Source organism: Microbulbifer agarilyticus S89, from assembly GCF_000220505.1.
Lineage (GTDB): Bacteria > Pseudomonadota > Gammaproteobacteria > Pseudomonadales > Cellvibrionaceae > Microbulbifer > Microbulbifer agarilyticus_B.
In genome coordinates, this window is record NZ_AFPJ01000004.1 from 122,233 (window position 1) to 135,267 (window position 13,035).

General features: G+C 60.9%; 10 protein-coding genes and 4 tRNA genes. 13 read left to right on the top strand and 1 reads right to left on the bottom strand.

The window, feature by feature from the left end; all coding sequences use genetic code 11:
* Positions 1 to 252 precede the first annotated feature (252 nt).
* Both AS89_RS16500 and AS89_RS0100465 read left to right on the top strand, forming a co-directional pair.
* Positions 253 to 2,187, top strand: coding sequence for a phytase (locus tag AS89_RS16500; protein WP_010130249.1), 1,935 nt, complete (start codon positions 253 to 255; stop codon positions 2,185 to 2,187).
* Between the two features lie 89 nt (positions 2,188 to 2,276).
* The gene (locus AS89_RS0100465; protein ID WP_029249664.1) at positions 2,277 to 3,191 is read left to right on the top strand and encodes an aldo/keto reductase; all 915 of its coding nucleotides are present in this window, start codon (positions 2,277 to 2,279) and stop codon (positions 3,189 to 3,191) included.
* Between the two features lie 175 nt (positions 3,192 to 3,366).
* Here the strand turns inward: AS89_RS0100465 and AS89_RS0100470 are convergent, their stop codons facing one another.
* Positions 3,367 to 4,323 (bottom strand): hypothetical protein, encoded by a 957-nt coding sequence (locus AS89_RS0100470; protein WP_010130252.1) that lies wholly within the window; start codon positions 4,321 to 4,323, stop codon positions 3,367 to 3,369.
* 194 nt (positions 4,324 to 4,517) lie between these two features.
* Here AS89_RS0100470 and AS89_RS0100475 point away from each other — a divergent pair, with 194 nt between their 5' ends.
* From AS89_RS0100475 to AS89_RS0100525, 11 genes are all read left to right on the top strand, one after another.
* On the top strand, positions 4,518 to 6,053 hold the full coding sequence (locus AS89_RS0100475) for an alpha/beta fold hydrolase (protein WP_010130253.1): 1,536 nt from the start codon (positions 4,518 to 4,520) through the stop codon (positions 6,051 to 6,053).
* A complete protein-coding gene (locus AS89_RS0100480; protein WP_010130254.1) occupies positions 6,050 to 6,796 on the top strand; it encodes an ABC transporter ATP-binding protein in 747 nt (248 codons plus the stop codon). Before AS89_RS0100475 ends, AS89_RS0100480 begins: the two co-directional genes overlap by 4 nt.
* A 47-nt stretch (positions 6,797 to 6,843) precedes the next feature.
* Positions 6,844 to 8,016: an ABC transporter permease gene (locus AS89_RS0100485; RefSeq protein ID WP_100169205.1), complete on the top strand. Its 1,173-nt coding sequence runs from the start codon at positions 6,844 to 6,846 to the stop codon at positions 8,014 to 8,016.
* Between the two features lie 98 nt (positions 8,017 to 8,114).
* Entirely contained in the window at positions 8,115 to 9,311 is a 1,197-nt protein-coding gene (gene alr, locus AS89_RS0100490; RefSeq protein WP_010130256.1) for an alanine racemase, read from the top strand.
* Between the two features lie 36 nt (positions 9,312 to 9,347).
* Positions 9,348 to 10,373, top strand: coding sequence for a bifunctional biotin--[acetyl-CoA-carboxylase] ligase/biotin operon repressor BirA (gene birA / locus AS89_RS0100495; RefSeq protein WP_010130258.1), 1,026 nt, complete (start codon positions 9,348 to 9,350; stop codon positions 10,371 to 10,373).
* Positions 10,374 to 10,524: 151 nt separating this feature from the next.
* Positions 10,525 to 11,322, top strand: coding sequence for a type III pantothenate kinase (locus AS89_RS0100500; protein ID WP_010130259.1), 798 nt, complete (start codon positions 10,525 to 10,527; stop codon positions 11,320 to 11,322).
* Positions 11,323 to 11,367: 45 nt separating this feature from the next.
* On the top strand, positions 11,368 to 12,108 hold the full coding sequence (locus tag AS89_RS0100505; protein WP_010130260.1) for an SPOR domain-containing protein: 741 nt from the start codon (positions 11,368 to 11,370) through the stop codon (positions 12,106 to 12,108).
* Positions 12,109 to 12,271: 163 nt separating this feature from the next.
* Positions 12,272 to 12,347, top strand: a tRNA-Thr gene (locus AS89_RS0100510).
* 111 nt (positions 12,348 to 12,458) lie between these two features.
* Positions 12,459 to 12,542, top strand: a tRNA-Tyr gene (locus AS89_RS0100515).
* A 79-nt stretch (positions 12,543 to 12,621) separates the two neighbouring features.
* A tRNA-Gly gene (locus AS89_RS0100520) sits at positions 12,622 to 12,695 on the top strand.
* 109 nt (positions 12,696 to 12,804) lie between these two features.
* A tRNA-Thr gene (locus tag AS89_RS0100525) sits at positions 12,805 to 12,879 on the top strand.
* Positions 12,880 to 13,035: the final 156 nt, after the last annotated feature.

A 13,035-nucleotide genomic window follows, 5' to 3' on the forward strand; every position in this document is an offset into this window, starting at 1 on the left:
CGACCTGTTTGTGCTAATTACCCGGCGGAAGGGTTGGGTAGATTGGTGCACGGGGTCACAGCAGCAGGCCTGGGCGTTGCGGGGGAACCTGGAGCGCCTGGGCTTTCTGCTATTTTTTTACATGGAATTCATTGTTCATCTGTTTGCCATGTGTCAGTCACCGGCACGGCATAAGTTGATCGGTGAAATGGCGCGGTCTGTCACGCGATGACACCGGGCCTGCACAGTTAAAACCTGCGAAGCGAAGCAAATATGGCGCTTAAAACCTTACCCAAACTGTTCAGCATACTGGCTGTCGCCGCCCTGTGTAGCGCATGCGGACCGCAGATCGGCAATGACGCGGCGAAGCCCAAAGGCATCGCGTCCGAGCACCAGCTGGCGCTCACCGATGTGGTGTCCAGTCAATTGGCGCCACTTGCCCTGGGCGGGGTCGAATACCTGCTGCTGGCCAGCGAGAAGCGCGGGCTGGTGCTGGTGGACAAGGAGGGCAGCGAGAAGTTGGCGCTGGATGGCGGCACCGTGGAGCGCTTCGCCCTGCACCCGCTGGAGCAAGACCGCTGGCTGATCGCGGTTTACGACGAAGACAATGGTGAACTGCAGCTGCGCCTGCTGGATGTGGAGGAGGGGAGCCCGCGGATCCGCTACCTGGCGGCAATGCCGACGAACGCCCCGCAAGTCGCCATGTGTTTCTCCTCGCAGGCGGGGCGTACGCACCTGTTTGCGATTGATGAAACCGGTCTTGGTCACGAGTATGTGGTGCATCCCCGCGAACAGGCCTGGACGTTTACCGGCCTGCGGCCGCTGTATTTCGGCGAACAGGTTTCCTCCTGTGTGGTTGATGATCGCAGGGGCAAGCTGCTGGTTGCCCAGCCGCCGCTAGGTATCTGGAGCCTGAATGCCGATGCGGAAACCGATGAGGCGCGGCAGGTATTTATTGCGGCAAGCGCGTTGCCCGATGGTGAGTTCGGTGGCCTATGGCTGGATGAGGTCAACGGCAACCTGTGGCTGACCGCCGCGGAAAAAGTCATGGCCTTTGATATCAACGATCCCGCCAAGGGGCCACTGTTTGTGGAAGCGCTTGCCGACATAGAACCGGTGTCCGCTGCGGTGCAGGGTGAGGCGCTGCTGGCGCTAGAGGAAGAGGGCGATCAGGTGCATCGTTTTGCGGTGTCCCTGCCGCAGCCGCCTGCAGAAGTGCAGGCATTTCGCGGCCCGGTCGAGATTCCGCGGGTGCGCGCCAGTGGCCAGACCGCGCCGGTGGCCTCCGGCGGCGATGCCGCCGATGACCCGGCAATCTGGGTGAACCCGGCCAAGCCCAGCGCCAGTCTGATTTTCGGTACCGACAAGAAGAGCGGTCTCAGCGTTTACGACCTGAATGGCAAGCTGGTGGAGCACTTCGAAGTCGGCCGGGTGAACAATGTGGACCTGCGCCCGATGCAGCACGGCAAGTTTGTTGCCATTGCCGCGGCCACCAACCGCACGGACCCGGGCGTCAGCCTGTTTGGTATTACCGCTGCGGGCGCGGTGGAATACCTGGGGCTGCGCAACCTGGACATGGAAGACCCCTATGGATTGTGCGTGTACCGTAAAGGTGCCGACCTGATGACCTGGGTGTCGGACAAGGAGGGCGCTGTGCAGCTGCTGCAGATTGTTCCGGGCACCGGCAATGTGGATTGGAGCCTGCGCAAGTTGGCCACCCTGGAAGTCGCCAGCCAAGTGGAGGGCTGCGTGGTGGATGACGAAATGCAGATGCTGTTCTTCGGCGAAGAGGACGGCGGCATCTGGCGCTTGGATATTGCCGCATATCTCGCTGGCGAGGCCAAGCCGCAGCTGATCGCGCCGGTGGACGGCGAGCGCTTGGCGGCGGATGTGGAAGGCATGGGCTTCTATCATGCCGCGGACAAGAGCTATCTGGTGGTGTCCAGCCAGGGCAACAACAGCTATGCCCTGTTTAATCGCGATGGCAGCGAGTTTGTCGGGCATTTCAAGGTCGATATAAACCTGGACAAGGGACTGGACGGCAGCTCCGAGACCGACGGCCTGGAAGTTTCCAGTGCGGCGCTTGGTGCTCAGTATCCACAGGGATTACTGGTGGTGCAGGACGGGCGCAATCGCATGCCCAGTGCCAGCCAGAATTTCAAGCTGGTGTCCTGGGCAGATATCGCGGAAACCCTGCAACTACCCTAGGCCAGGGTAAGCCTCCGCGGGGGAGGATCATTCACTCCGCTATTTATGTGAAAATCCGCTGGAATCACATTGATCCAGCGGATTTTTTTATGCAGCGCGTTTCTTCCTCTCTCGCCCCTGAGTTTTCTCTCTCCCGCATTGCCTTTGGCTTGTGGCGTCTCACCGATTGGGGCTACTCACCGGCCGAGCGCGTTTCCCTGTTTGAGCGCATGCTGGATCTGGGAGTGACCACGTTTGATCTGGCGGATATCTATGGAGATTACCGCTGTGAGCAGTTTTTTGGCGAGGCCATGCGCCTAAAGCCGCAGCTGCGCGAGCGCATGGAAATTGTCAGCAAGTGCAGTATCCGGCTCGCCGGCGAAGCTTCCGGTGCGCGCATCAACCATTACGACACCGGTGCCGCCCACGTGCGTATGGCCGTTGAAACCAGCCTGCGCGATATGGGTGTGGAACAAATGGACCTGTTGCTGCTGCACCGCCCGGATCCACTGATGGATGCTGACGCTCTGGCCGAGGTGCTGGAGACCCTGGTGCAAGAGGGCAAGGTAAAACAGCTGGGTGTATCCAACTTCCTGCCTCACCAGTTTGACCTGCTGCAATCCCGTTTGTCTGCGCCGCTGGTGGCTAACCAGATCGAGGCGTCACTGCTGCACTCGGTTGCGATGTTCGACGGTCAGTTGGACCACTGCCAGCAGCATCGCGTTATTCCCATGGCGTGGTCACCGTTTGCCGGCGGTCGCCTGTTTAGTGGGACCGATGAAGACGCGGTACGTGTGCAGCAGGAGCTCAAACGCTTGAGCGCGGCGCGCGGCCTGAATGCCGAAGATGGGCCTATGCAGCTGGCGCTGGCGTGGCTGCTGAAGCACCCCTCGAACATGATTCCGGTGTTGGGTAGCGGCAACCCGCAGCGACTGGAAGCGGCACTGTCTGCACTGGAATTTGAGCTGGATCGCGAAGAGTGGTTTGAATTGCTGCGCGCGGGGCGCGGGCGGGATGTGGATTGATTCAGCTGTAGTGCTGATTCTCAACTCCGCTTTTCTTTCGACCCTGTAGTGGCGCCGTAGCACCGGGGTGTTGTTTTTGGAACCGCTGTGAATACGTCCCTGTACGCTGCGTCGCAAACTTCCCCAACGGCAGTGCCGCCAGGGAAAGTGCTACGAGGTCTCACCTGGCCTTGAGTTACCCGTTGTAGGCGTTATCCGGTACCAGATCGTAATTTACATCTGCAAAATCAAAGTGCTCCAGCGGTGCCAGATGCATGGGGACTTCGTAGCGGCGCAGTAAATCGTCGCCGCGGCGATCCATCACTTCCAGTACTTCGCCGCGAATACCTTGCAGCAGGCGGTCGAACTCCGTGACCGCCGAAGCAATTACCTTCTTGTATTCCAGGTCCTCACCCAGCTTGATGTAGCGCGAGTCGCCATCGGCCTCCTCGATACGCAGCCAGCTCGGGCCGCGCTCGGCGCCGGCAACACCCAGTACCAGGGGGCCACCCTGATCCTGACACATGGAAGCCAGTTCCAGGTCTGCGGGGGCGGCATCCACCGCTTTGCCAACCCACACCCAGCCCGGCAGGCCGATACGGGTGAGGTGCCACTCCGAGAGCCAAACCGTCTGGTCGTCATCTACGCGGAATTCGCTGTATTCGCGTTGGCCGCCGCCGGGTGCCAGGTCCACGTTAGCTTCCGGGTTTTGTTGGCGGAAGTTGTGCAGCTGCTGGGTCATTTCATAGTTGACCTCCCACTGCTTCTGCAAGCGCCACTGCATCGGGTACTCACCCCACTCCACCAGGTAATCCTCGCGCTCGCGCAGGGTTTCGGCCACGCGCCAGAAGGCGCCGTCGATCAGGATGTAGGTGTCTCCCGGCTTGCTGCCAGGTGCAATAAAGCTGTGTTCGGGGGAGGCTTCGGAGGCGCTTACCACGTGTTCGCTGCGACCCTCGATCACGTCATACCAAGGGAAGCCGTGGCGCAGGGGCGGGGGAAAGGCCAGCGGTGGGCGGCCGGCAAGCAGGCGGCGGAACAGTACCGACTTTTCAATTTCCAGGTCAGACAGGGTATAGCCTTCTTTCTGGGTGATTTGGCCCCAGGCAAAAGCAGCCCGTACCAGTTGTTTCTCTCTGTCTGAAAAGCTCATTTCGGCGGGTTCGCAGTGGTTGTTCTGTAATCAAGCGACCGCAAACAATACCATTCGGGGCCAATTGACGCTACGGCCTTGTGGAGGCATAGCGCAGCGATGGGGCGAAAACTCCGGTAGACTGCGGCAATGAACATCGATGCGTCAGTACTGGAAAACAATCAGGGAAGAAGCCGTAGCGAATGACTAGGGAAATGAAACGACGGATTGCGGCGGCGGCCCTGTGCCTGTTCGCCGGGGCAGCGGTGGCTGCCCAGCTGACCGAGGCCCAGGCGGGCCCGACAAGTGCTGCGGCACTGCAACCGACGCTGTGTCATGGCAGTGGCTGGGCGGATGCGCTGCGCTGCTATTCGATACCCGTGACGGGTTTGCAGGAGGGACAAGCGGCGGAGCTCGCCGTACTGGTGGCACCGGCGCTGAGCGAGGCCCAGCGCGAGCCCTTGTACCTGCTCGCCGGCGGGCCGGGGCAGGCATCCTCCGATCTGGTAAAGCTGCTCAATCCCCTGCGCAAGCTCAATCGCGAGCGGGACCTGGTGTTTGTTGACCGTCGTGGCGCAGGGCGTTCGCAGGTATTCGATTGTGGCCTGAGTGACTCACCGCCGGCGGATATCGAGCGCTTTGTCGCACTGCTGGCCGATTGCTACCGGGCGGATCCGGAGCGACCACTGGCGCTCACCAGCCGCCAGGCGGTGGAGGACCTGGAGCAGGTGCGCCTGGCACTGGGGCACGCAAAGATCAGCCTGTGGGGCGGCTCCTGGGGCACCCGCACGGCACTTCTGTACCAGCAGTGGTATCCACAGTCCCTGCGAAGCCTGGTGTTGGATGGGGTTGCACCTATCGACAGCAAGGTCTTCCTCACCGCGCAGGCCGCGGAAGCTGCGCTGGTAGAACTGCAGCAAGCCTGTTCCGCGGACCCGGTGTGCCGGGGGTTCGGCGACTGGCGCAGCGCGCTGGATCTGATATTGGCGAACTGGGATAGGGCCAGCGCGGTCAGCTTCCCGGATCCATTCACCGGCCGCCCGTCTGAGGAACCGGTCGAGAGCTGGATGCTGGCGAATGCGGTGCGTACCGCGTTGTATGATCCTAGCGTGGCGGCGCATCTGCCGTTCGCGATCGACCAGGCCGCCAAAGGAAATCTGTTGCCGCTGTCCGGTATTGTTGGGCTGTTTGCCAGGCTGGAGGGCAGTATGGCGATGGGCCTCACATTCTCTGTGGCCTGCGCCGAAGAAGTAAGCCGACTGCAGCGCGGTGAAATCCTTGCCGATGCCGCGGGCACCTTCCTCGGCGAGGCATTTGTGCAGCCATTTGTACGCGGCTGCGCGCAATGGCCGGTGCCTGCGCGCGCGTACCCGGTGAGCGAGCCTCGATCGCATCCGGTGTTGCTGATATCCGGCAGCGCAGACCCGATCACGCCGCCACTCTACGCCGAGCAGGCCCTCGATCACCTGGAAAACCGCCAGCACCTTATTGTGCAGGGCGGTGGGCATATCAACAGTACGCGCGGCTGTATTCCGGACCTGATGGAAGAATTCTTGAATAGTGGCGGCCAGCCGCTGGACCAGGACTGTGTCGCCGATATTCAGCGCCCGCCGTTTATGGCCGGTATGTTTGGGCCCTCTTTGCAGCAGGAGTTGAAACAAGAGGTGCAACAAGAGTTGAGACAAGAAAAACAGCCCCAGCTTAATCCGGAGAGCGAGGTTGCGGCCTCAACAGAGGAGGCGCAGCCATGATACAGGTGCAAGGTATCAGTAAGTCGTTCGCCGGCCAGCCGGTGCTGCGGGAACTGAGTTTTGAGGTGCCCGATGCTCGTATCACGGCCCTGCTTGGTGCCAACGGCGCCGGCAAAACCAGCTGTTTGCGGATCCTGTGTGGACTGTTGCGTGCGGAGAGTGGGCAGGTGCTGGTGGGCGGTGTAGACCCGGCGCTTGATCCACAGGGCGTGCGTCGCCAGTTGGGGGTGGTCGGTGATCGCGAGGGGCTCTACGAGCGTCTCACCGTGGCCGAGTATCTGGATATTTTTGCGCGAATGCAGGGGCTTTCTGGGGCCGCGCTCAAGTCCGCGCTGGCTTCGGTGAGCGAGGAGCTAGAGCTACAGAGCCTGTGGCAGCGGCGTATGGGCGGGTTTTCCCAGGGTGAGCGGATGAAGGTGTCGTTGGCGCGGGCGCTGGTGCACCAGCCCAGGCACCTTATTCTCGATGAACCCACGCGTGGGCTGGATGTTCTGGCGGTGCGCCTGCTGCGGCGGACGCTGTTGCGCCTGCGGTCTGCTGGCACCGCGATCCTGTTTTCCAGTCATGTGATGCCGGAGGTGGCAGAGCTGTCGGACCGGGTACTGGTGATGTCGCAGGGCAGAATTGTCGGCCGCGGGTCTCCGGATGAACTGATCGCAGAGACCGGCTGCGGCAATCTCGAAGACAGTTTCGTGGCGCTGGCCTACGGTGAGCGCGCGCCGGTTGCCGAGGAGGTGGTTTGATGCTGGGTGCCAATTCGAAGCGCGGTGCGAAAGAAAATTCACACACGATGTTGCAACTCCAGCTTATGTTGCCGCTGTTGCGCAAAGAGTTCCTAGAAGCGTGGCGCGATCGGCGCGCCCTGATTATGGCAGTGAGCTTTGCGTTGCTGTTTCCGGTGATGATCGCCGGGGGCTCTACCTTCATGATCAAGAAAAAGGCCGAGGAAGTAACCCGGGTCGCGGTACTCGGAAGCGCGCAGGCGCCGGTGCTGGCCGAAAAGTTGGCTGGCCCCGGAATGGAGGTGGTCAGTCTCGACGATGACGAGCCGCGCAGCCTGCTTGGTGAGGGCTATCACCTGGTGCTGGTTATCGACGACGAGTTTGAGCAGCGCTATCGCGACTTTTTAGCGCCGTCGCTGTACCTGTATGTAGACTCGACCAATACCAGCAGTGGCCGCGCACAGCGGCAGTTGCAGGAGCGGCTCGCATCCCTGCAGCAATTGGTGGTCACCCAGCGTCTCGTGGCGCGCGGGGTTGCCACCCAGGTACTGGCGCCATGGAAGCTGGAGATGCGGGATGTCAGTACCCCATCCGCACGAGGTGCGCTGCTGCTGGCGATGGTTCCCGGGATCCTGATTCTCACCCTGTTTGTCGCCAGCCTCGCGACGTCTGTGGATACTTCTGCGGGCGAGCGTGAGCGCCTCAGTCTGGAGACGCTGTTGTTGCAGCCGCTGCCGGCGTGGCAGGTGATCACGGCGAAGATGCTGGCGGTGGCGAGCTTGGGTTGGCTCGGATCGCTGATGTCGATCACCGCACTGGTACTATTAATGCCGCTGATGCCACTGGCCGAGCTCGGTATCCAGCAGGCGACCACCCTCTCTGGTGTTGTCAGCATGGGGCTGTTGCTGGTGCCGCTGGCGCTGCTGGTGGCTGTGTTGCAAATTCTGCTGGCCCTGCGCTCACAGTCGTTCAAAGATGCACAGACTCAGCTCAGTATTTTGCAGATAGCCCCGCTGGTGCTGCTGATGGCACTGGACATGGCGCAGGTGAGCCTGGAAGGAGGCTGGCAGCTGGTGCCTCTGGTCAGTCATCAGCAGTGGCTGAAGGATTTACTGGTTGGCGAAGTGGTCTCTTTGCCGGCGGTGCTGGCGGGTTCCGCGGTCACATTATTGTGTGTGGCGGTGGCAGTCCTGCTGGGGGCCAGGGCGTTGCGGCGGGAATCGCTGCTGACCGCGGCCTAGGTGGTTCCAGGCGGTTTCAGGTGGTTTCATGGCGCATGTGGGGCGCATGTGAGGCGCACGTGAAGCGCGTGTGTGAAATGAGTGTGTTGGGGTAATCGGTGACGATATCGGAACAGGAATGCGAAGGGCTACTGCGAATTGACCTGGGGGCAGTTGCGTCCAACTATCGCGCGCTGCGCGCCCGGCTCGCCGACCGCAGTCGCTGCGGTGCCGTGGTCAAGGCCGATGCCTATGGGCTGGGTATCGAACAGGTTGCCCCGGCACTCTATCGCGCCGGGTGCCGGGAGTTTTTTGTTGCCACTCTCGCCGAGGGGCGACAGTTGCGGTCAGTGCTGGAGCCTGTTGTTGCGAAGAGTTTTGCCGAGGCTTGTGCGGAAGAGTTAGCGGATCCAGATGCTGCACGCGAGGCCGTGCGCATCTACCTGTTAACCGGTTTGCGCCGCGGCTGCGAGGCAGAGTGCGCGGCAGAGGGGCTGATACCGGTACTGGTCAGCATCGAGCAGATGCGCCGGTGGTGTCAGGCCACGGCAGATGCGAATGGTGTCGCCGCTCCCTGTGCGCTCAAGGTAGATACCGGCATGACCCGGCTGGGTATGACCACCGTTGAATTTCATCAGCTGTTGCAGGATAAGCCGCTGTTGGCAGGCGCCAATGTGCAGTTATTCCTGAGTCATCTGGCCTGTGCCGATGAGGCAGCGCACCCGCAGAATCGGCAGCAGTTGAATTTGTTTAAGGATTTGCTGGCCAAGCTGCGCAGCCTGCAGCCACAGGTGCGTGCCAGCTTCGCTAACTCCTCCGGCATTTATCTCGGTGAGGAGTACCATTTTGATCTGGTGCGCCCGGGTTCCGCGCTGTACGGGATTAACCCAACACCTGCGGCGACCAACCCTATGAGTGCAGTGGTTAATTTACGTTTGCCAGTACTGCAGCAACGGGAAATTTTTGCCGACTGTGCGGTGGGCTACGGTGCTACGCAAACCGTGGCCGCCGGTAGCTGGCTGGCGGTCGTTCGCGGGGGCTACGCCGACGGTATACTGCGTGCGCAAAGTGGTCGTGGTCGCGGCTGCGCAATCGTTGATGACCGGCGCATTGAGGTGCCCATGATCGGGCGTGTCTCCATGGACACTTCGGTGTTCGATATTTCCACGCTGACTGCAGCGCAGCGCGCGCGACTGGAAATTATCGAGGTGCTGAATGAATCCCTGACCGTGGACCAGATGGGGGTGGCCGCAGATACCATCGGCTATGAAATTCTCACCGCTCTCGGTCGTCGCTACTTTCGTGTTTACCGTTGATTTCGCTTGGCCAATTCATCTGTTGGAGTAAAACGCTTGAGTTCCCCTGACTTCTCTGGCTCGCCGGTGTCCACCAAAAATGAAGCGCTCGGTACCCTGCGCCCGTTGCTGGACCTGCTGGCGGACGGCCATGTGCACTCCGGTGAGGCGCTGGGCGAAGCCTTGGGTGTGAGCCGCGCGGCAGTGTGGAAGCAGTTGCAGAAGCTCGAGGCCTTCGGTTTGCAGGTTGAATCGGTGAAAGGACGTGGCTATCGCCTGCCGGGCGGCCTGGACCTGCTGGTTGAGGAAAACATTCGCGGTGGTCTGGCACCGCATGCAGCAGCTCTGCTATCCGGGCTGCAGGTGTTCGACCTGGTGGATTCGACCAATGCGCGGGTATTGTCTGCGCTGGAAGGTGGTCGCGGCCACGGCATGGTAATGCTCGCTGAACAGCAGTCGGCCGGGCGCGGCCGTCGGGGACGACAGTGGCAGAGTCCGTTCGCTGCCGGGGTCAGTCTTTCCATCGGCTGGCAGTTCAATGGCGGCGTGCAGTTGCTGGAGGGCTTGAGCCTCGCGGTGGGTGTTGCGCTTGCCAGGGCGCTGTCGCGCTTTGATGTACCCGACGTGCGGCTCAAGTGGCCGAATGACGTCTGGTGCCGCGGGCGCAAGCTTGCGGGCGTGCTGCTGGAATTGAGTGGTGACTTGACCGACCGCTGTGGTGTAGTGGTCGGTATTGGCTTGAACATGCGCTTGCCGGCGTCGGTGTCGGATGCGATTGGCCAGCCGTGGATTGACCTGCAGGAAGTCCAGCCCGGAATCTCGCGCAATGCACTGGTGGTGGCCATGTTGGATGAGCTGTTGCCAATGCTGGCGGCCTACCCACAGAGCGGTTTTGCACCCTGGCGCGAGGCCTGGTCGGCACTGGACCAATTTTCTGGTGCTGAGGTGTGCGTGCAATCGGCGCAGCAGCGCTGGTGTGGTGTGGCGCGCGGGGTGAATGACAGCGGCGCACTGGTGCTGGAAGTGGATGGCCAGCCGCAGGTATTCCATGGTGGTGAGGTTTCCCTGCGCCCCGCGTCGTGACGGGAAGCTTGTCGTGATAGGAAGCTTGTCGTGATAGGTAGTTTGTCGCGACAGGTAGATTGTCGTGACAGGTAGATTGAATGAGCCTCTGTATCCCGCTGCATGCTGAGGGGCAGTGAGGCAACGGTTTGAGAACGAAGAATTGGCTGAGATGATTCTGGAGCTGGATCAGGGGAATACCCGTGGCAAGTGGCGCCTGTTGCGCGTTGCGCCTGCGGGCGTTTCTCAGGTGGTTACGCGCGGGGCATTTGCGCCGGGCCCCTGGTGGTCCGCCGAGCATTTGCCGGATGCCTGGTTTCAGCACCGGCCAACACGCGTGCGCTGCGGCAATGTTGCCGGGGCACAGGTGGCGCAGCAGATCGCTACGCGCTTGCAGCAGGAATTTGCCGTTCCTGTGGCCTTTGCCCGAGTTTCGCCCGAGTGTGCTGGTGTAACCTGCGCCTATCAGGAGATTGGCCGCCTGGGGGTGGACCGCTGGTTGGCGGTGCTGGCGGCTTTCGCACGGGATAGCTCCCCGGCACTGGTGGTCGATTGCGGCAGCGCCGTTACCCTGGATTTGCTGGGCGATGGCGGCCGGCACCTGGGTGGCTACATTGTGCCGGGCTTGGGGCTGATGCGGCGCGCCCTGTACGCCGATACCGATGCGGTAAAGGTCGATGCGGTATTCTCCCGCGGCATGCCCCTCGTGCCTGGCATGAATACCGAGCAGGCGGTCAATCATGGTCTGCCATTAATGGTGTTGGGCGCGGTTGAGATGGCGCAGCGCGAGTTGCTGCGGCAGTTGCAGTCCGTGTCGGGCACAGAAGCCGCTGCGCCCAGGCTGCTGGTTACCGGCGGTGATGGGGCGTTCATTGCCTCGTTGCGGCAAACCCCCAATCACAGTGTGGTTGAGGTCGTGGATGAACTGGTGATGGATGGCCTGGCATACGCGGATCTCGCAGAGATTTAGTGCCCTGCCCCAATTAATTACGTGGAATAGAGCAACGAAGTCCCTATGCGCTGGATATTTTTCTTGTTGGTTGTTGCGAATCTGGGTTTGTTCGGCTGGTTTATGACCACTGAGCGCACCCCGACAAAGACGGTCGTGGTGTCGCAGGCAGATCGCGGCGCTGACAGCATATCTCTGGTCAGTGAGTTGGATCCTGAAGAGTTGGCGGCGCGGGCACCTGCCGTTGCGACGCCGTCACCTGCGGAACCGGTGGTCGAAGCCGGCAAGGTCGCAGACCCTCTGTGTACTATGGTCGGGCCGTTTGCCGAGGCCTATCAGGGTGAGGATGTGGTGCGCCGGCTGCAGGCGCTGCAGGTCGAAGCGGATTTGCGCGACATAGAGATGCAGGGGCAAATGCGTTACTGGGTTTACCTGGCACCGCTGAACTCTTCGAAAGAGGCCTTCCGCAAGCTGCGCGAGCTGCAGGCTGCCGGGGTGGATAGCTATGTCATCCCCAAGGGGTCGCTAGAGAATGGCATTTCCTTCGGTATTTTCTCCGAGATCGAGCGCGCACAGTCGTTAACTGAAGAGTTGCGCGGGCGTGGGTTCAGCGCCGAATACCGCGAAGAGCCGCAAACGTATCTGGAGCGCTGGGTAGTGCTTGGCGGTGACGCCCCTGCCGCGGAAAGTGGCGCGCAAGTGCTTGTGGGCGAAGAGTTTTGGCAGCAGCTACAGTTGGATTACCCGGATATCGGACGTCGCCAAAACGTATGTAGCGAGATACGTGAGGCCAGTGCCGAGCAGTAACAGTGAAATGTCTGCCTGGGGTGAAGAAAAACGACAACAGGCTGTTGCTTGTCGCCATCACTTCCCCTAGAATCCCGCCTCCACTTCAGGGGGGATCAACAACCGTTGAAGTGAGTGGGCCTTAGGGTTTCACAGCGGGGTCGCGAGACTCTATTTTGGAGATGCTGACGTAGCTCAGTTGGTAGAGCAGCTGACTTGTAATCAGCCGGTCGGGGGTTCGACTCCTCTCGTCAGCTCCATCTTCATCCTGGTTCACGGGCTACTGAAGAAGTTCAGTTAAGTGTGTGAATTTTAAGGAAAAACTTGTTGACATCGACTGGGTCGCTGTAGAAAATACGCACCGCTTTCGAGCAGGGGTTCCCGAGTGGCCAAAGGGATCAGACTGTAAATCTGACGCGCAAGCTTCGGTGGTTCGAATCCACCCCCCTGCACCATTATTTAGATGCCTGTGTGCTGGCATCGAGGCCGGAAGAGGTTTTGCTCTTTTGGTTGGAGGTTTTCGCACGCGATAGCGCGGGCATAGTTCAATGGTAGAACCTCAGCCTTCCAAGCTGATGATGCGGGTTCGATTCCCGCTGCCCGCTCCATTCCATTGTGTGGAGCCTGCTTGGAAAGGTATTTGGAAGCTTGCAGCTTAGGTTGCAAGAAAGCAGGCGGCCCCGCCTGCGCCGGCTGGATTGCCGGTAGTTGGAGTAAGCTCATGTAGCTCAGGGGTAGAGCACACCCTTGGTAAGGGTGAGGTCGGCGGTTCAAATCCGCCCATGAGCTCCATTATTCGTAACCGCGGTGGCCTGTGTCTCCGCGGTTATTTGTATCCGGGTTTTGCGTTATTGCGGTCTGGGTGCAAAAGGCTCCCGAGCGGATTTCCGGGGGTTGTTCTTGGTAAGGCCGCGATTGCGGCTCACGCTTATATTGGGAGGCCCGCAA

What these genes read in the sequence shown, in the direction of transcription:
- AS89_RS16500 (WP_010130249.1), top strand. Translation starts at nt 253, where the DNA reads ATGGCGCTTAAAACCTTACCCAAACTGTTCAGCATACTGGCTGTCGCC.
- AS89_RS0100465 (WP_029249664.1), top strand. Translation starts at nt 2,277, where the DNA reads ATGCAGCGCGTTTCTTCCTCTCTCGCCCCTGAGTTTTCTCTCTCCCGC.
- AS89_RS0100470 (WP_010130252.1), bottom strand. Translation starts at nt 4,323, where the DNA reads ATGAGCTTTTCAGACAGAGAGAAACAACTGGTACGGGCTGCTTTTGCC.
- AS89_RS0100475 (WP_010130253.1), top strand. Translation starts at nt 4,518, where the DNA reads ATGAAACGACGGATTGCGGCGGCGGCCCTGTGCCTGTTCGCCGGGGCA.
- AS89_RS0100480 (WP_010130254.1), top strand. Translation starts at nt 6,050, where the DNA reads ATGATACAGGTGCAAGGTATCAGTAAGTCGTTCGCCGGCCAGCCGGTG.
- AS89_RS0100485 (WP_100169205.1), top strand. Translation starts at nt 6,844, where the DNA reads ATGTTGCAACTCCAGCTTATGTTGCCGCTGTTGCGCAAAGAGTTCCTA.
- AS89_RS0100500 (WP_010130259.1), top strand. Translation starts at nt 10,525, where the DNA reads ATGATTCTGGAGCTGGATCAGGGGAATACCCGTGGCAAGTGGCGCCTG.
- AS89_RS0100505 (WP_010130260.1), top strand. Translation starts at nt 11,368, where the DNA reads ATGCGCTGGATATTTTTCTTGTTGGTTGTTGCGAATCTGGGTTTGTTC.